Origin of the sequence: Mucilaginibacter psychrotolerans (genome assembly GCF_004519315.1) — a bacterium.
GTDB lineage: Bacteria > Bacteroidota > Bacteroidia > Sphingobacteriales > Sphingobacteriaceae > Mucilaginibacter > Mucilaginibacter psychrotolerans.
In genome coordinates this window covers 200,266-219,153 of the sequence record NZ_SOZE01000007.1, presented here as the reverse complement: position 1 = coordinate 219,153, position 18,888 = coordinate 200,266, and the positions used below count along the sequence as shown (strand labels likewise).

Annotated in this window: 16 protein-coding genes; 12 read left to right on the top strand and 4 right to left on the bottom strand. The window is 47.3% G+C overall.

The genetic code is table 11. The features are described from left to right. The coding region (locus E2R66_RS09820; protein WP_134737919.1) for a methylmalonyl-CoA mutase family protein at positions 1 to 3,420 on the bottom strand (3,420 nt) is incomplete at its 3' end. A 165-nt stretch (positions 3,421 to 3,585) separates the two neighbouring features. Here E2R66_RS09820 and E2R66_RS09815 point away from each other — a divergent pair. Further along, complete coding sequence (locus E2R66_RS09815; RefSeq protein WP_134737918.1) at positions 3,586 to 3,927, top strand: hypothetical protein; 342 nt, start codon at positions 3,586 to 3,588, stop codon at positions 3,925 to 3,927. Between the two features lie 139 nt (positions 3,928 to 4,066). Here the strand turns inward: E2R66_RS09815 and E2R66_RS09810 are convergent, their stop codons facing one another. Then, the gene (locus E2R66_RS09810; RefSeq protein ID WP_158288367.1) at positions 4,067 to 4,459 is read right to left on the bottom strand and encodes a DoxX family membrane protein; all 393 of its coding nucleotides are present in this window, start codon (positions 4,457 to 4,459) and stop codon (positions 4,067 to 4,069) included. Positions 4,460 to 4,627: 168 nt separating this feature from the next. On the opposite strand from E2R66_RS09810, the gene E2R66_RS09805 reads away from it, so the two are divergent. Both E2R66_RS09805 and E2R66_RS09800 read left to right on the top strand, forming a co-directional pair. Then, positions 4,628 to 5,734, top strand: coding sequence for an acyltransferase family protein (locus E2R66_RS09805; protein WP_133230099.1), 1,107 nt, complete (start codon positions 4,628 to 4,630; stop codon positions 5,732 to 5,734). 54 nt (positions 5,735 to 5,788) lie between these two features. After that, positions 5,789 to 6,751, top strand: coding sequence for a TIGR01212 family radical SAM protein (locus E2R66_RS09800; protein ID WP_133230097.1), 963 nt, complete (start codon positions 5,789 to 5,791; stop codon positions 6,749 to 6,751). 100 nt (positions 6,752 to 6,851) lie between these two features. Here the strand turns inward: E2R66_RS09800 and ispF are convergent, their stop codons facing one another. Together ispF and porV are read right to left on the bottom strand one after the other, a co-directional pair. Then, positions 6,852 to 7,334: a 2-C-methyl-D-erythritol 2,4-cyclodiphosphate synthase gene (gene ispF, locus E2R66_RS09795; RefSeq protein ID WP_133230095.1), complete on the bottom strand. Its 483-nt coding sequence runs from the start codon at positions 7,332 to 7,334 to the stop codon at positions 6,852 to 6,854. A 2-nt stretch (positions 7,335 to 7,336) separates the two neighbouring features. After that, the gene (gene porV / locus E2R66_RS09790) at positions 7,337 to 8,497 is read right to left on the bottom strand and encodes a type IX secretion system outer membrane channel protein PorV (protein ID WP_133230093.1); all 1,161 of its coding nucleotides are present in this window, start codon (positions 8,495 to 8,497) and stop codon (positions 7,337 to 7,339) included. A 216-nt stretch (positions 8,498 to 8,713) separates the two neighbouring features. On the opposite strand from porV, the gene E2R66_RS09785 reads away from it, so the two are divergent. The 9 genes from E2R66_RS09785 to E2R66_RS09745 all read left to right on the top strand — a co-directional run bounded on the left by E2R66_RS09785 (position 8,714) and on the right by E2R66_RS09745 (position 18,875). Next, positions 8,714 to 10,363, top strand: coding sequence for an SUMF1/EgtB/PvdO family nonheme iron enzyme (locus E2R66_RS09785; protein WP_133230091.1), 1,650 nt, complete (start codon positions 8,714 to 8,716; stop codon positions 10,361 to 10,363). Positions 10,364 to 10,655: 292 nt separating this feature from the next. Then, positions 10,656 to 11,438, top strand: a complete 783-nt coding sequence (locus E2R66_RS09780) for a M15 family metallopeptidase (protein WP_204985899.1) — start codon at positions 10,656 to 10,658, stop codon at positions 11,436 to 11,438. Between the two features lie 24 nt (positions 11,439 to 11,462). Beyond that, entirely contained in the window at positions 11,463 to 12,584 is a 1,122-nt protein-coding gene (locus E2R66_RS09775) for a hypothetical protein (RefSeq protein ID WP_133230089.1), read from the top strand. Between the two features lie 21 nt (positions 12,585 to 12,605). Next, positions 12,606 to 13,814 (top strand): amidohydrolase family protein, encoded by a 1,209-nt coding sequence (locus E2R66_RS09770; protein WP_133230087.1) that lies wholly within the window; start codon positions 12,606 to 12,608, stop codon positions 13,812 to 13,814. 309 nt (positions 13,815 to 14,123) lie between these two features. After that, entirely contained in the window at positions 14,124 to 14,399 is a 276-nt protein-coding gene (locus E2R66_RS09765; RefSeq protein WP_133230085.1) for an acylphosphatase, read from the top strand. 25 nt (positions 14,400 to 14,424) lie between these two features. Next, positions 14,425 to 15,927 (top strand): lipopolysaccharide biosynthesis protein, encoded by a 1,503-nt coding sequence (locus E2R66_RS09760; protein ID WP_133230083.1) that lies wholly within the window; start codon positions 14,425 to 14,427, stop codon positions 15,925 to 15,927. Continuing rightward, positions 15,924 to 16,358 carry a dUTP diphosphatase gene (gene dut, locus E2R66_RS09755; RefSeq protein ID WP_133230081.1) on the top strand — a complete coding sequence of 145 codons (435 nt, stop codon included), beginning with the start codon at positions 15,924 to 15,926 and terminating at the stop codon, positions 16,356 to 16,358. The genes E2R66_RS09760 and dut overlap by 4 nt, the downstream gene beginning before the upstream one ends. A 5-nt stretch (positions 16,359 to 16,363) precedes the next feature. Continuing rightward, on the top strand, positions 16,364 to 18,106 hold the full coding sequence (locus tag E2R66_RS09750) for a tetratricopeptide repeat protein (protein ID WP_133230079.1): 1,743 nt from the start codon (positions 16,364 to 16,366) through the stop codon (positions 18,104 to 18,106). Then, positions 18,084 to 18,875, top strand: a complete 792-nt coding sequence (locus tag E2R66_RS09745) for a DUF4292 domain-containing protein (protein ID WP_133230077.1) — start codon at positions 18,084 to 18,086, stop codon at positions 18,873 to 18,875. Before E2R66_RS09750 ends, E2R66_RS09745 begins: the two co-directional genes overlap by 23 nt. The last annotated feature ends 13 nt before the right edge of the window (positions 18,876 to 18,888 follow it).

Below are 18,888 nucleotides of genomic sequence, written 5' to 3'. Positions count from 1 at the left end.
GTACTGCCCCCCAACCTCGTAAAGTGCATGGCTTATTTGCCCAAGGCTGCAATATTTGCAGGTTTCCATCAGGCTTTCGAAGATGTTTTCTCCGGCTATGGCACGCTGTTGTAATTCTTTTAATAAAGCGGGAGCCTTTTCTTGATTCCGTTTCTGGAACAAGTGCAGGGCTTCTATCTGGTACTGTTTTTCTTCTTCGGTAGCGCGTATCACTTCCGTTGGTATCAGCGTGGGTGAGCCTTTTTTGTTGAGGAAGGTATTTACACCGATGATGGGGTATTCGCCGGTATGCTTTAGTGTTTCGTAGTAGAGGGATTCTTCCTGAATCTTGCTGCGCTGGTACATGGTTTCCATGGCTCCAAGCACACCGCCACGGTCGTTAATGGCTTTGAACTCGGTTAACACGGCTTGCTCTACCAGGTCGGTTAGTTCTTCTATGATGAACGCTCCCTGTATCGGGTTCTCATTTTTAGCGAGGCCCAGTTCGCGGTTAATGATGAGCTGTATCGCCATTGCCCTGCGGACAGATTCTTCCGTTGGCGTGGTTATCGCCTCGTCGTATGCATTGGTATGCAGCGAATTGCAGTTATCATAAATAGCATACAGGGCCTGTAGCGTGGTGCGGATATCGTTGAAATCAATCTCCTGCGCATGCAGCGAGCGTCCGCTGGTTTGGATATGGTACTTCAGCTTTTGCGACCTGTCGTTCCCCTTATATTTATTTTTGATAGCCTTCGCCCAGATGCGCCTCGCCACCCTGCCGATAACGGAATATTCCGGGTCGATGCCGTTGCTGAAGAAGAACGAAAGGTTGGGCGCAAAATCATCAATGTGCATACCCCGGCTGAGGTAATATTCTACGTAAGTAAAGCCATTACTCAGCGTAAAGGCGAGTTGGGTAATCGGATTTGCACCTGCCTCTGCGATGTGATAACCCGAAATAGATACCGAATAAAAATTCCGAACTTTTTCCTTAATGAAGTACTGCTGTATATCGCCCATCATCCGCAGCGCAAATTCGGTACTGAAGATGCAGGTGTTCTGCGCCTGGTCCTCCTTTAAAATATCCGCCTGCACCGTACCGCGCACAGTGGCAATGGCGTACGCTTTTATCTTTTCATAAACATCTGGAGGGAGGATTTGGTCGCCGGTGAGGCCGAGGAGCATTAAACCTAAACCACTATTTCCGGCAGGCAAGTCGCCCCCCTGATATTGAGGACGGATTAGATTTTTATCATCGTACAACTCCTTATACTTCGCTTCCACCAAATGCTCCAGTTTGTTTTCGGCGATATATTTTTCGCATTGTTGATCGATGGCGGCGTTCATAAAAAAGCCGAGGAGCATTGGAGCTGGTCCGTTGATGGTCATGCTTACGGAGGTGCTGGCATGGCATAGATCGAAACCTGAGTAAAGTTTTTTGGCATCATCCAGCGTGGCAATGCTTACGCCCGAGTTGCCTATTTTGCCGTAGATGTCCGGGCGGATGTGCGGGTCTTCCCCATACAGCGTAACCGAATCGAAAGCTGTGGATAATCTGTGTGCGGGCTGCCCCAGCGATAAATAGTGGAAGCGCTTGTTAGTGCGCTCGGGGCCGCCCTCGCCGGCAAACATGCGGGTAGGGTCTTCGCCTTCGCGCTTTAGCGGGAATACGCCTGCCGCGTAAGGAAATTCACCGGGGACATTCTCGGTAAGGAGCCAGCGCAGAATATCGCCCCATGCCTCGTATTTGGGCAGGGAGATCTTGGGGATGCTGAGTTGTGAGAGTGAGGTGTAAAATAAAGGTTGTTTTATTTCCTTATCGCGTACTTTATAGATGAAGTTTTCTGCTTTGTATTTAGCAACAGTTGCGGGCCATTCCTTTAAAAGACGTTTGCAATCCGGGTGCAGGTGGCTTTCGAGGTGGGTGTAAATGTCCCGTAGAGTCGCAATATTTTGCGTCTCGATACCTTGCATTGTGGGAGACACAAAATATTGTGTCTCTACTATTTTGTTTCCCTCTTGAGAGGGGTTAGGGGTGTGTTCCGTCAACAGATCCATAGTTCCTTGAACCTGAAATAGCTGCTGCGCTATCTTGCATTGCTCATTCACCCATTCGGTGTAAGTGGCGCTGCTTTCGGCAATTTCTGCCAGGTAACGTATCCTATCCGGCGGGATGATATAGATTTTCTCCGATTCGTTTTCTTGGTTCTTAATTCTCGACTCTTGATTCTTTAAAAGATCAACACTCGTTTTAGCCTGTACCGTTTTCATGATCGCTACAAAAAGCGTGTTCATGCCCGGGTCGTTAAATTGTGAGGCCATGGTTCCGTAAACGGGCAGGTCTTCGTCTTTGGCATCAAATAGCACATGATTGCGCTTATATTGCTTCTGCACATCGCGGATGGCGTCTAAAGCGCCGCGCTTATCGAATTTGTTGAGGGCCACCAGGTCGGCAAAATCCAGCATATCAATTTTTTCCAGCTGGGTAGCTGCACCGAATTCGGGAGTCATCACATATAAAGATAAATCGCAGTAGTCGGTAATCATCGTGTCTGATTGTCCGATGCCGGAGGTCTCCACAATAACCATATCGTAGCCCGCCGCTTTGCAAATATCTATGGCCTCCTGTACATGCTTGCTTAAAGCGAGGTTAACCTGCCGCGTAGCCAGCGAGCGCATATAAATACGCGGATTATTGATGGCGTTCATCCGTATCCTGTCGCCCAATAACGCGCCACCCGTTTTTCTTTTAGAAGGATCTACCGAGATAATGGCCAGCGTTTTATCCGTTTCTATCAAAAACCGGCGCACGAATTCATCTATCAGAGACGACTTGCCCGAGCCGCCCGTACCTGTAATGCCGAGGACTGGGGTATTAGTGGCGGTAGCAGTTGCAGTTGGCAGTTGTATTGCCTTACCGTTTTCGGCTGTAGTTATGAGCTTGGCAATCGACCTGGGGTCGCCTGCTACCGCTTCTGCCACTTCAACTTTTTCGCTAAGGTCAAAATCACAAGCCTGCATCATATCGTTTATCATGCCTTGCAGGCCCATGGTGCGGCCATCATCGGGCGTGTAAATACGACTGATACCGTAGGCGTGTAGTTCGGTAATCTCGTGCGGCAAAAACACGCCGCCACCACCACCGAAAATCTTGATATGCTGTGCGCCACGCTCGTTAAGCAAGTCGCGCATGTATTTAAAGTACTCTACGTGGCCGCCCTGGTAGCTGGTGAGCGCAATGCCCTGTACGTCTTCCTGTATAGCACAGTTCACCACCTCATCTACGCTACGGTTATGGCCAAGGTGTATCACCTCGGCACCGGTGCTTTGCAAAATGCGGCGCATGATGTTAATGGTGGCATCGTGCCCATCAAAAAGCGAGGCGGCAGTTACGAAACGGATCTTATGCTGAGATTTATACGGCGCTATGCTTTCCATGCAGGGCAATTGGTTTGCAGGTAAAATTAGTCAAATTTTGCCGAGGCAAAAACTATGCGTGCATAATAAAAACGCAAAGCAATCTCCCACGGAATTTATTTTCAATACCCGTTAAACCTATTTGCAGGCAGTCGCTCTAACAACAAAACAGCAACTGTTGTGCCTATGAAAAACCTGTTACTTTTATCCTCAATGGCAATGCTGCCTTTCTTAGCTATTGCACAAACCGATGCCCTGCGTACCGATACTGTTAAAACTGTTGAAGCCTATTGCGCCGTGATGCCCGTTGGCAAAGTGTTCAGCAGCCGTATAGAACTGGAGGCCGATTACGGTAAACCTGGCGTTGCTATAGATAATAGAATTACAGATGAGCGTGGCCGCCCTTTAAACTTTGGCTCGGTGGTAGAAGCACTTAACTATATGGCCCTAAAAGGCTGGCTGTTCGTAAATGTTTATAGTGATAGCCACGGTCAGCATTACCTGTTACACCGTAGCGCGGCCCGATAAATTCAACCCTACATCCTAAACACCTATATCGCAACATGAATGCCCCGTTACTATTGCAAACGCTTTTCCAGTGAAGATGATTAAGGCTGGCGAGGAATAGCGCGCGCAAAAGTAACAAAATGCAAAAAGGCAGTGGTCATCAGGCCGCTGCCTTTTGTATAAACATGCTTTTATAATATTTCCAATACCCCCAGCCCAAAAGCAGGTTGGGTAACAGCAAAATTGCGCCCATTTGCCACGCCTCTGGCGCCAATAGGGTATGGAACAGGAAAACATTCAAACTGATAGGGAACAGTACCACCGCCGATAGCGGCGCATAGCGATTGATCAAAAGCGAAAGCCCGCCCAGTACCTGTATCGTTTTTTGCATGGGATAAAAATAGCCTGCGGCCACCAGGCCTGCTTTGAATACGCCCGCCGCGCCCGGATGCAATGGCGGCTGATAGGGGATGAAATGCAGGAAATAATCAAGGCCGAACACGAGGTATAAGGCACCCAGCAACAGGCGCGAGATCAATACGGTAATTTTCATGAGAGCAATGCTAAAATGATATACTCCAAAATTTGATAAATACATTGGTATTGGCAAACGATTGTTGGCTTTAGCCGGATTTAAAGACTCGTTTTAGGTTTAAACACTGCTTTTCCATTGCGCAAGCATTGATTATCCGATTTTTTTTATGCTACTTAGTGTGCATTAATGGAGAGAGATACCAATACTTTATATATTATCAGGTTTTTTGCGGCACTTGTGGTGGTACTGTTCCATTATACCCCCGCTGGGCTGCAGCAACATATCACCTTCCTGATAAAGAATGGGGGCGAGGCTGTTAACCTCTTCTTCTTTATTTCGGGCTTTGTGCTAACGGTTTCCAATGCCCGCTTTTTTAGTAACAAGCAAAGCCAATTCAATAAAAAAGATTTTTACATAAAGCGGGTGGCGCGTATTTATCCGCTGTATATACTTGCCTTGCTACTACTGGCGGCTTTTCATTACGGTATAAAAGCCATCGATACGCCATCTGTTAAATACCGTCTGCCTTTCGAGGTGGTCGGTATACAGCGCTGGCTGTACGCTGGCTCGTTCAATTACCCTGGCTGGTCGGTTTCCTGCGAGTTTTTCTTCTACTTGTTTTTCCCCTTTATTGCGCAATACCTTCGCGCCAGTCGCCAGGCATTTCCCAGGTTGGTATGGCTGTATTATTTTGCGGCTGTTTTTGCCACCTACATGCTGTCGGTATCGGTAAAGGCCGACCTTCCCTCAGTAGAAAAAAAGCTTGTGGTTGCTCTTTATTTAAACCCATTATTTCTGATATCAACCTTCTTGTTCGGGGTATTGGCAGGCAAGTGTTTTTTAGAAAACAGCATTGCGTTTTTTACACGCGGCCGCAATAACTTCATAGCCGGCATTGCCTCGTTGGCTATAATAGTATTGGCCAAATACTATGCGCCCAATGGTTCGGCCTTATTAAAAGGGGGGATTTTGGCACCTGTTTATTTTGTGTTTATACTGGCCATAACCAGCTTCACCAAAAAGCAGGCGAGGTTTGTTACCGGGGGGGCATGCGTGTTTTTAGGCGAGATAAGCTACTGTATGTATATTGTGCAATACCCCGTATATGTGTTTTACACGCGTTACATTCAGCAGGTAACATCATTTGCAAGCCTGTTCAACTACACCATTGCACTTATTTGTTTCAGTAGCTTAGTGCACCTGGCGGTGGAAAAGCCGTTGCGAAAACTAATAACTGCTTATTACTTAGGCTCGCGCAAAGCGGAAGAAATTGCTGCGGCACATCCATTGTAATAGGCTGTGGACGGCCAAACCGGCCAAAACCAATTATTTTGTACCTTTGCAGGAATGCAAGTAACAGAACCTCAAATACCACAAACCGAATCTCCCTGGGAAAAGGGCTACAACAACTACGGCCCTTGGCTAAAGGAGAAGTACAAGGGTCACCGCGTGTTTAAGGTTATTGTTGATGGTGGCTTTACTTGCCCCAACCGCGATGGCAGCAAAGGCTACGGCGGCTGTACGTATTGCAATGTAGATTCGTTCACGCCATCTGTTAGTCGCAATGCACCAACCGTGCGCGAGCAGGTAATGCAGGGTATGGAGCGCGCCCGCAATGGCAACAAAGCCGATAAATTCATTATTTACTTTCAGCCTAATACAAATACTTACGCCCCCGCGCATTATTTAAAGATGCTATACGACGAGGCGCTGAGCTACGGCACCGAAGACATCGTGGGCCTAAGCGTTGGCACCCGGCCCGATTGTATCGATGCCGAGAAAATCGCATTGCTGGAAAGCTATACTGACCGCTTTGATGTGGACCTGGAGATGGGTATGGAAAGCATTTACGATGAAACCCTTAGCCAGATAAATCGTGGCTGCAGTCACGATGAATTGCTAAAGGCTCTTAAACTCACCGAGAACACTAAACTGGATGTTTGCGTGCACACTATCTTCGGTTTCCCCTGGGAAACTAAGGAGATGATGCTGAAATATGCCGACGAGATAAACCGACACGCACAGATAAAATTTGTGAAGTTTCACCACCTGCATATTGTAGAGGGTAGCGTAATGGGCGTAAAGTACAAACGCGAGCCATTCAAGCTTTTTGGGCTAGATGAATATGCCGAGTTTTTATGCGAACTGCTACCCTTGGTGCGCCCGGATATCATTATCCAGCGCCTCTTCGGCCTGAGCGACCGCGAACTGCTTATCGCACCTAACTGGGGCCTCAAAAAATCAGAGATACAATACTATATCGACCAAAAGATACTAACCCGCGGCGTAGTGCAGGGAAGTAAGATTTGATGTGAGATGATTTATGCTTAGTCATTTCCAGCATCTGCACACCTGCACATTTGAAATCTGCACATCTATTCTATCGGCTGCATATCTATAATCTGTACATCTAAACGCGCTCTATCAAACACACTGCATAAGCTACAACGCCTTCTTCGCGGCCTATAAAGCCAAGGGTTTCGTTGGTGGTAGCTTTTATGGAGATATCCTCTACATCAATGCCCGCTGCTTTGGCAATGTTGGCCTGCATGGTGGGGATGTGTGGGTTTATTTTTGGCGCTTCCAGGCATACCATGGCATCTATATTACCTATCTGCCAATTTTTTTCGGCTAATAAGGCTACCACGTGCTGTAATAATATCAGGCTGCTGATACCTTTCCAGCGGTCGTCTTTATTAGAGAAATGGAAACCGATGTCGCGCAGGTTAGCCGCGCCTAAAAGGGCATCGCAAATAGCGTGCAGCAATACATCCGCATCAGAGTGGCCGTAGGCACCACTGGTATGCTCCAGGTTTACACCGCCCAATATAAAGGGATGTTGTGCTTTCAGTTGGTGCACATCAAAACCAAAACCTACTTTTATTTTAGCCATTATTATTTTAAAGAGCGGGTACCGCCAAAGCTGGCCGATAAAGTGAAACGAAGGGTATTAGCCAGCGGACTGCTTTGCTGGCTGGCTGCCAAATAAGCAAAATCGAAAGTAAATGCCTGGTATTTAAGCCCTACGCCAAAGGTAGCATAGCGTTGTGTGCCCTTACTGGGGTTGCCGTAAAAATAACCGGCGCGCAAAGCTATCAGGTTATTATACCAATACTCCAGCCCGGGCGATAAGGAAATTTCTTTCAGTTCTTCGCTAAAGCCGCCGGGCGCATCGCCAAATGATTGAAATATGCCTGCTGGTACCGAAACATCGTCGTCTTTGCCTGATGTGATGTTGCCATCGCTATCGCGCAATGGCGGGGTAGGTACCAAAAGCTTATTAAAATCTAGCGTGGCGGTAATTTTGCTCGCATCATCCAGTCGCCAGGTATTGGCAACACCAAGCTTTAAATTGGCCGGCAGGAAGTATTTGGCACCCGCATCGCTGTAAGCAATTTTAGAACCGATATTGGATATGTTTGCGCCAAAGGCGAAGGTAGAGCTATCGCCATAATCCTTTTTATAGTATAACGATACCCCTGCGGATATAGCATTACCCGCCTTGTTTTGTACCGTGTTTCCGCCGGATACGAATGCAGCGTTATCGAAATTGGAATTGATATACCGCATAGTTAAGCCGAGCGAGAAATTGTTGCCAAACTTGCGCGCAAAAGAGGCATCCAGGGAGAATTCGCTTGGTTTATAAGTGCCCTGGTCGTTCTGGTCTCTATCTATCAATTGTATGCTACCCAGGTTAAAGTAACGCAACGATGCGCCGAAGGTGTTGCGGTCATCAATTTTGTGTGCAAAGCTCAAATAAGCCAGGTTAATATCGGGCACTAAATGGCGCAGCCAGGGGCTGTACGATAAAGCGATATCGTTACTGGTTTCCATAAAGGCAAGCTTGGCGGGGTTCCAGTAATTGGCATTTACATCTGGCGAAAGGGCCACCCCCGCCTCGCCCATAGCTCCCGAACGCGAATCCGGCGTTATATTAAGGAAGGGTACGGCCGTAGACCTATTGATGCTGCCATCGGTACCTGTTTGTGCCGAAGCCACTACCGGAAGCATTAATGATACGTATATAGCAAATCTCTTAGTGTACAGATACTTCATCGGTGCAATTTAGTTCTAATATTTAAAATAATAAAACTAAGGTTTCGTTAAGCGTTTGGGTTAAAACCAATAATACATCAAATTATTGTAACTCAACAAATAATTAATCCGTTTAAACGATTAGTATTTAGGCATCGATTTTAAAATTGATGTTTATTGCGCCGTTTTATTGTTGATTTTTATTAGATTTACCTCCAAATAGATATTTTGTAAAGTATGAAACCACTTTTTACTAATACTGCTTTAGTGTTGTTGGGTTTAGGCACATTGCTGAGCAGCTGCGGTAATAAACCACAATCGCAAAAAACGGGGATGACCTATAACGACCGTAGCAACGGAGGTTACCTGCGTTTTAAGCAAACACATCCTACCCCGGGCCCGGGCCTGGTACCCATAGAAGGCGGTACTTTTGTTTTGGGCGGCAGTGCCGATCAGGACGTTACCTATGATTACAATAACATACGCCGCAGAGTTACCGTGCCATCGTTTTATATGGACGAGACCGAGGTAAGCAACCAGGACTGGCTTGATTATCTGCACTGGATAAACATTACGTTCCCCAACGATGGCGAATTATACTATAACGCCCTGCCCGATACCCTGGTGTGGCGCAAACCATTATCATACAACGAGCCCTACGTAGAGAATTACCTGCGCCACCCCGCTTTTCAGGATTACCCTGTGGTGGGTGTTAGCTGGGATCAGGTGCAGGATTACTGCGTTTGGCGCACCGACCGTACTAACGAGAATATACTACGCGAGAACCAGTACATGACCAGCTGGAAACAAGCTGCAGGCAAAAAAGGTGCGACTACCGGTGGCCCTGGCTTGAAAGATCCTTTCAATACCGATATTTACTTAAACGGCCAGATACGCGGTGCCGGTATAGATGGCAAGAACATGCCAAAGGATATCAACCCCAACGCAGCAGCCGGTAACGGCAAAGGTGGTCCGCGCAGGCCCGTACGCATTGAGGATGGTGTTTTGAAACAAGGCTACCGCCTGCCATCTGAAGCGGAGTGGGAATACGCAGCATTATCGCTTGCAGGTAACACCGAATTCGAAAACATCAACGATGGTAAAGTTTACCCGTGGAACGGCCTTGGTGTACGCTCACCTAACCGCAAAACACGTGGTTTGATATTAGCCAACTTTAAACGTGGCGCCGGCGATAACGCGGGTGTTGGCGGTGGCTTGAACGATAAGGCAGATATTACAGCACCAGTACGTTCATACGAGCCTAACGATTTTGGCTTGTACAATATGGCCGGCAACGTAAACGAATGGGTAGCCGATACTTACCGCCAGACATCGTTTGATGAGGTGGAAGATTTCAACCCGTTCCGTGGTAACGAATTTACCAATAAGCGCCTTGCCGATCCGGCTAAGGGACTTTATGCTAAAGACAAATACGGTCGCCCTATTAAAGACCCGGCGCGTTCTAACAAAAAACAAAAATACAGCGACATGATAGCGCAGCAGCAGGGCCTAAATGGCGGTGGTGTTGCGGGTGGCAACCCAGCCCCCGGCACAGGTGCTACCGTGCCATTGACTACGCCAAATACCATCAAATACAGCGGCAAAGCTTACAACCCCGATTTTCGCGGTGCGGCCGACTCGGTGAATGTTGCCCTGTACGGTACCACTACACTGGTTAACGACCACTCGAAGATATTTAAAGGCGGATCGTGGAATGACCTGGCGTTTTGGATGAACCCGGCAACCCGCCGTTTTATGGATGAGGACGAAAGCAGCGCCGAGGTTGGTTTCCGTTGCGCCATGACCATGGTTGGCGCGCCTGAGATACACCCCGAAGGCAAACCGCACCTGCCGGTTAAAAAACCAAAACCTTACAAAGCCAGATAAGATATTACGGGCATATACCCCAAGCGAGCCGTTCCTGCATACAGGAGCGGCTTTTTTGATTTCGGGCGGTGCATAAACAATACGTGTTTTCTGAAAAAAATTACCGTGAAAACACCTGTTATAGCGTCTTTTTTAATCCCTAATTTTAGTTGTTATTTAAGTTTAACCGTTTGTATTGCAAAAGGTTAAATGCCCTGGGCGATGTAGTGAGATCGCCTACCTCAAAAATAACATACAAAGGCAAAAGCAGCCGGTGCTTATACCGTTAACCTATTTCTTAAAACAAAAAAATATGTCTAAACTAACATTGATCAAATTGGGGAGCAAAGGTGCTGAGGTAGAGGCCTGGCAGGATTTTTTGATAGGGCTGCATTTGCTCGGTGCGCCGTCTGACGGCGATTTCGGGCCGAAAACCCTTGCCGCCACTATCAAATTTCAGGCAGACCATGGCCTTAACCCCGAGGGGGTAGTGGGTAACAGGACTTATGGCGTTGCCTTACAATTAGACTTTAACGGCGTGCAGGACCCCAGGCCCGGAGTGGAGGGCGCAAACTGGCCGCCTAAGCCTGCGTTTCCGCCTTTAGTAACCAATGCCGACCGGCAGGCTGTTTTTGGAACTTTTACCTATGTGCCCGCTCCCTTACCCGGCGACCCGGAGCATATTAGGGTAACTGATAATTGGGCTAAAGAAAATATCAAATCTGTACCCATCCCGCAGTTAAAGAAGATAAATGGTGAAAGCCATATTGAGTTCCACAAACTTGGCGCTGCACAATTGACCAGTCTTTGGGCTGCATGGGAGGCCGCCGGGCTATTGCATTGGATACTCCGTTGGGATGGATCTTACAACCCAAGGTTTGTGCGCAAAAGTCATACTACGCTCAGCAACCATGCATTCGGTTCGGCTTTTGATATAAATGAACCCTGGAATGGTTTTGGGAAGCAACCCGCCCTGGTTGGCCAAAAAGGCTGCGTGAGAGAATTGGTGGCTATTGCCAACGAGAATGGGTTTTACTGGGGTGGTCATTTCAACAGCCCCGATGGTATGCACTTTGAGTTAGCGAAGATATTATAACACAAACCAAATAAACCTTAAACCATGCAATCTGTGTATTTAGATACAGCAATAGCCACCGTATTTGTGGTGCTGCTGTTTAGTATATTAACGTACTCTATACAAGAGTGGCTGGCCGCAGTGCGGCAGCTTCGGGGCAAGATGCTCGAGAAGGCCATTTTTGAAGCCTTTAACGATTCGCTTAACAAAAGCTTCGGTGTGTTGATTTATGAACACCCCAATATCGATCTGTTAAAAAGGAATCAGGACTCGTTGCCGGCCTACATGCCGTCGGCTAATTTTGCAACTGCTTTAATTGATTTGATCAGCAGGGAAAGCACTACGGTTTCTTATGTGGTTAATGCCGAAACCAAATTACTTGAAGAAAGGGTTGCCGGGTTTTCAAACATTCCGTATGATAACTTTAAGGCCGGCGTCGAAACGCTGAAACACAGCGACCTGAAAGTGCTTTTGCAATCGTTTTTACTGAGCACGAATACCTACACCGATCTTCAAAACACCATCGAAATTTGGTTTAACCAGTATATGGACAGGGTATCTGGCTGGTACCGGAAAAAAACAAGCTACACCGTGGGTGTTATTGCCGCCCTGTTGGTTTTGGTGTTTAATTTTGATGCCATCTTCCTGGTGAAAAGGATATATAATGATTCTAACTTGCGCGGTACACTGGTAGCTGATGCCACTAATGCTGTTAATCATCCTGATGAAATTAATGCTGTTTTAGGAAAGAGCGTAGAAAAACAGATAAGTGTTAACGATGCTGTTTGGCAGGCGAAAATTAAACTAGCTGATAGCACTCACCAGGGCAACCCGGATACGCTGCGGGCACTAAACGCAGCCTGGCTTGCCGAACGTAACAAAATTGCCGACTCGGCAAGGGTAGCTACTCAAAAACAAATTAAAAGTGAAATCGAAACCATCAATGGACTGAATTTACCTATCGGCTGGAAAGTTGATGACAAAGGGATCGACTTCGCATCAACCTTCCGCACAAAAGGTAGGCCGGTATGGTCTATACTGGTGGGTTGGGTGCTGGCTGGCATATTAATATCTTTTGGCGCGCCTTTTTGGTTTAACCTGCTCATAAAACTGGTGCCACTTAGAAAAGCCGGCGTTAAACCGGCGGCAGAAAGTTCGAAAAAATAACCTCTTTAAAGCAACAACACTATGGCTACTAACCGTATATATAATGTCCATACCCACATTTTTGATTTTAAATGTGTGCCATCGGGCTTTTTAACTAATTATTTGCCCCGGGCCCTGGTAACTGTATTAACGCCTTTGTTGCGGTGGTATCCTACTGCCTGGCTGCTATCGCGCGTACTTGGCCTGGTACCCGTACGAATGGTGAAGAAATACAAAGCGTTTTTGGCTGTCGGTATCCGCAATACACCGCAGCTGATATTTGAGGATATGGCGAACGCCTATACCGACGAAAACGTAGGCTTTGTTGTATTGCCCATGAATTTTGAGTACATGGGCGGCGGGGTGTCTCCGGCAAACTATGCCACGCAGCTGCAGCTGGTGGCCGATGTAAAGCGGGCCTACCCCAACAAATGCTTCCCCTTCCTCGGTGTAGATCCGCGAATGGGGAGCGCGATAGAGGTGCTCAATTTCGTAAAAAGCTATTTCGAGCCATCTTTCAGGGGATTTCAGGGTATAAAGCTTTACCCTGCCCTCGGCTTTTTCCCAACGGATGAACGGTTAGAGCTGATGTACGCTTATGCGGAAGAAAAGGGCATCCCGGTGCTTACACACTGCACACGTGGTGGCGCTTTCTACGCAGGCCGCACGGTGCCGCCAGCGCTTTTACAGTACCGCACGTTCAACCCTACACCGGTAACTACTGCCTGGCATAACCAGCCCTTTTATAACCAACTAACTACCTTGCCTCCCAAAGATTCCTGCGACGCGTTCCTGGATCCGGTGAACTATTATGACATATTGCATCGTTTCCCAAACCTTAAACTTTGCTTTGCCCACTTTGGCGGCGACGACGAGATACTGAAATTTTTAAAGAATCCGGCTGCCAGCACGGGTAATATAGTTACGGGTTACAACATAACGACCTCGTGGTACTATATCATTAAAGATTTGATGGCCAAATTCCCAAATGTGTACACAGATATATCCTATACTTTGTTCGACACCGAAACCAAAGATGGTATTGTAGCCGCAATTAAGAGCGATCTGCAATCAGCCATTGGCTCCAGGATATTATTCGGGACGGATTTTTTCCTCGCCTTGCAGGAGAAGGACGAAAAATCTTTATACACCGAATTCCGCACGGCATTAGCCAGTGGGCCACTTTGGGATCAGCTAACCTACATAAACACCAAAAATTTCCTAAGTACTTCGTTCTACACCATGCCATAACCTGGCAAAAGGTAAGACAAAAACCGGGGCACTATTCACAAGGAACCGTTTACCTACAAGCATTTATTCTTAAAAAAAACGGCATATACGGGCACCACATCGGCGGCCCGTATTTTTTTATGGCTTGCCTCAAAACCGTTAATTTAAAGGGAGTATGTTTAGGCCTCTCTGCAAACATGGGGGGGAATGAAGCTGTTTTAGATTGCTTTACTTTGTAATACCGGCAGTATTGGCTTATTTTGCAACGCGTGATTGTTTAGCAACGCGGTTAAGCATCAGACAGGCGGACTCAGTAATTAATCCTATTAAATGAAAAAACATCTCGATATAACTATAAAAGGCAAGGTGCAGGGCGTATCCTTCAGGGCAGGTGCTAAAGCCGTAGCCGATCAGCTTGGCGTAAAGGGCATTGTACGTAATATGCCAAATGGGGATTTATTTATAGAAGCCGAAGCCGATGATATGATGATGGAGATGTTTTTGGAGTGGTGCCACGAAGGTGCCGAGCATGCCGTGGTTGCCAGCGTAGAAACCCATGCTGGCGAATTAAAAAACTATCGTAATTTTGAGATAGTAAAAAGATAATTACGCAACCTTAAGCAGCACCCTATTGTCAACCGCAAAAAAATTCGCCGGGCAAACCTTCGTTTATGGTTTAAGCACCATTGCCGGCCGGGTACTCAGTTTTTTCCTCACCCCAATATATACCCGCACTTACGCAACCCGGGTTTACGGCATATTTGGTAACCTGTACAGCTATGCATCCATGCTCAGCGCCCTGCTGGCTTTCGGTATGGAAACCACCTTCATGAGGTATGTAAACAAACGGCCCGAGGATAAGCAGGTTGTTTACAATAATGCGTTCGGTGCCATATTAATGATATCGCTCACGTTTTTGGTGCTTACCTTCCCGCTGGCCAGCCTTATTGCCGGCTGGATTCGTATAGATGCCTCCACGCCGCTGCCCGAGTACATATTATTCATCAAATTTTTTATCGGCACGCTGGTGGTCGATGCCCTCAGCGTGATACCGTTCGCTAAAATACGCGCCGATGGCCGCCCCGGCCGTTATGGCATGCTCAAGTTTGTAAACGTGCTGATGTTTGTGGGGCTCAACCTTGCCTTTATATATGTGTTACCGGCTATCGTTAAGCATAACTGGTTAGGAGCGGGCATAATTGCACCCTGGTTTAAGCCGGGCTGGATAGGGTACGTTTTCCTGTCGAACTTTATCGCCAACTCAATCACCGCCTTAATGCTGCTGCCCGAATTTGTAAAGCTTCGGCCGAAATTTAGTAAAACATTGATGGGCGAGATGCTGCTCTACAGCTGGCCCATTCTCATCGCTAACTTTTCCTATTTGGTAAACGAAAATCTGGATAAGATACTGCTGGGCAAGCTATTGCCTATCAAGCAAAGCGCAACGCAGGTGGGCATTTATACGGCCTGCGCTAAAATATCCATCTTCTTAAGCATCTTCGTCAACGCGTTCAGGCTGGGGGCCGAGCCCTTCTTTTTTAGCCATGCCAAAAACAAAAATGCCACGCAAACCTACGCCCGTATCATGCATTATTTCATTATTGCAGTTTGCTTGATATTCGTGGCCTTGGTAGCCAATATCGAACTGCTGAAGTATTTCATCAAAGGCAAGGATGCCACGCAAACTGCCTTGAACTGGTCGGGCATTGGAGTAATACCGGTGCTGTTGTTTGGTTATGTAAGCCTGGGTATTTATATGAACCTATCGGTGTGGTATAAATTGACCGATCAAACCAAATATGGTCTATATATATCGGGCATCGGCGCGCTGGTCACCATCGTGCTCAACGTCATATTCATCCCGTCGTACGGCTACATCGCATCTGCCTGGATTTCGCTGGCAGCATATACCACTATGATGGTGCTATCGTATGTATGGGGGCAAATACATTATCCCATCCCATACCTGCTAAAAAAGAACCTGGCGTATATCATCGTGTCGGTTGCGGTCGTTTATATATCATTCAGCCTGTTCAAGCGCAACCTGTTCATCGGCAACGGGCTGCTGATTTTATTCGGCCTGGGCACATTATACATCGAACGGAAAGAACTAAAAGCTATATTTAGCAAATGAACATCAAAGTAATCAACAAATCGGCCAACGCGTTGCCTGCCTACGAAACCCTGCATGCTGCGGGTATGGATCTGCGTGCCGATCTGGAGGAGAGCATCACCCTGAAACCGCTCGAACGCCGCCTGATTCCCACCGGCCTTTATATAGAACTACCCATAGGTTACGAGGCCCAAATACGGCCGCGAAGCGGTCTGGCCTATAAACATGGCATAGGCATCGTCAATTCGCCGGGGACTATAGATGCAGATTACCGCGGCGAGATCAAAGTATTGCTGGTAAACCTGTCTGATACCCCCTTTGAGATAAACACCGGCGACCGCATTGCCCAGATGGTGGTTGCCAGGCACGAGCAGGTGCAATGGCAGGAGGTAGGCGAGTTGAATGAAACGAGTCGTGGTGCCGGCGGTTACGGGCATACCGGTAAAAGCTAAACTAAATGAAGAAGGCAACGCTGTTGATTTTATTGCTGGCAGGCACAATGCCCACGCTGTATGCTCAAAAGCAGAGCAATAACACCAGCGTGCCCGGCAAACGCCTTAGTGCGATGGACAGCCTGAGGGTGAAAGACCTCTTCTTCTCGGCCATCCGCCAAAAAACGATAGATAATACCAGGCTCGCATCCGAATTGTTTAGCCAGGTGCTGGTGATAGATCCGAACAACGATGCCTCGATGTATGAGTTGGCTAGGCTGCAAAAGAGCCAGAATAATTACCAGGCGGCCGAGCCCCTGCTTGAACAGGCAACCACCCTAAGCCCCGATAATGAATGGTACTGGCTGGCCCTGGCCGATAGTTACGAAAAAACCAACAATATCCCCAAGCTACAGGTTACTATGGATCAGCTGATACGCATCAGCCCCGATAAGCCGGCCTATTACCTGGAAAAAGCCAATGCCTATTTCCTGCAAAAAGATTATCCCGAAGCACTGCAGCAGTTAGCAAAAGTAGAAACCATAACCGGCCTTACCGATGAACTGCAAATGACCCGGCAGCGTGTTTACCTGGCCCAGGGTAAAATAGATAGAGCCGCGGATGAGCTGCTAAAACTCATTACCGCCGACCCCAACCAGTTGAGGTATTACTTGCAGCTGGCCGAGCTTTATAACTCAAATGGTTTAAACGATAAGGCCATTGCTATTTTGAATAAAGCCGCCGCCCTGCCGCAAACTACTAACGGCGCAACAGGCGGCATGCTGCATATGGCCCTGGCCGATGTTTACCGCGATAACAAAAACCAGGAGCAAAGTTTTGCCGAGCGCCGCATAGCCTTTGCCAACCCCGATGTAGATATTGAGCAAAAGATACGCGTGGTGCAATATTACGTGCCACGTTTAACAGACCCAAAGATAAAGCAATCCGTTTTGGAGCTTGCGCGCCTGCTTACCGTGGCGCACCACGATAGCGATAAGGCCTATGCCATATATGGCGATATGCTGGTGCAGGATGCCCAGTACCGCGAAGCTAAGCCTGTTTATAAAAAATCGGTGGCTATAAATGCGCAATCGTACCAGGTGCATGAGCAATTGGTGCGAATTGATATGGCCGAGAGTGATTTCGAGGGGGCCATAAAAGATGGTGAATACGCCCTTAGCTACTTCCCCAACCAGGCCTGGATGAATTATTTGGTGGGCGTAGCGTGGCAGCAAAACAAAAATTACAACAAGGCGCTGGGCTATTTGAAGAACGCCGCAGGCCTGGAATCCAGCGATAGAGACATGCTTTCGCAATGCTATTCGGTAATAGGCGATTGCTATCATGCTATTAGCAACAACAAGCTGTCTGATGATGCATACGATAAAGCATTGACCTATAACCCCGATAATGCGTTTACGCTGAACAATTATGCGTACTATTTGTCGTTAAGGAACGAGCAGCTGGATAAAGCCGAGGCAATGTCGGCCCGTAGCAATACGCTGCAGCCGAATACGGCCTCGTTTGAAGATACTTACGCCTGGATATTGTTCAGGCAAAAGAAATACAGCGAAGCCAAAACGTGGATAGAAAAATCGCTGCAGCACGATAAGGACAATAGCGCGGTAAAGACCGAACATTACGGCGACATTTTATATTTCAATGGCGACGAGGCCGGTGCCCTGAAAAACTGGCAAAAAGCCAAAGCGCAGGGAGGCGCATCGCCTGCAATAGATAAAAAGATAAATGACAAAAAATACACTGAGTAAGATAACCCTATTACTTTTGTTGATTGTAGCGGCAAGCTGCAAATCTAAAAAGCTGGTGGAGGTTAGCCGCCCTACAAAAGATACGGCAACGGTAGTACCCAACAACAAAGCCGAAAAGCTGGCGGATATACGTTCCAGGCAATCTACCTTCAATACGTTTAGCGGTAAGGCCAAAACCAAGCTGGATATCAACGGCAATGATAACGACTGTACCCTCAACATCCGCGTAAGCCGTGATCAAAAGATATGGGTTTCTATTACCGCTATTGCAGGCCTTGAAGTTGCCCGTGCGTTGATAACGCCAGATAGTATACAAGTAATAAACCGTTTTCAAAGCATTTACCTGAGCAAGCCATTTAGCTACATACACAGGTTTGCCGGCAGGCAGATAAGTTTTAAAACGCTGCAAGCCCTATTAGTAGGAAATGCAATAGACGGCTTGCTTAACCAGGATGCCCTGCTTACGCCGGATGGCAGTAACACCGTTATTACCGGCAACCTGCAAGGTATGGTGTATAAACTACTGTTGGGTCCAGATATGAAAGCCACTCAAACCAACCTGGCTAACGAAGCCGCAGGGCAAACTTTGGAAGTTGCCAACAGGGTATTTATACAGGCCGATAACCGGATAGTGCCATCGCAGATTGATATTGCATCGGCTGTGCCGGGTAATAAAGTATTAGTAAATTTACGTTATACACAAGTGGAGTTCGATCGCGTTTTAGAGTATCCGTTCAGTATTCCAAAAAGTTACGAACCAGCTAATTAAAAATCCTATTTTT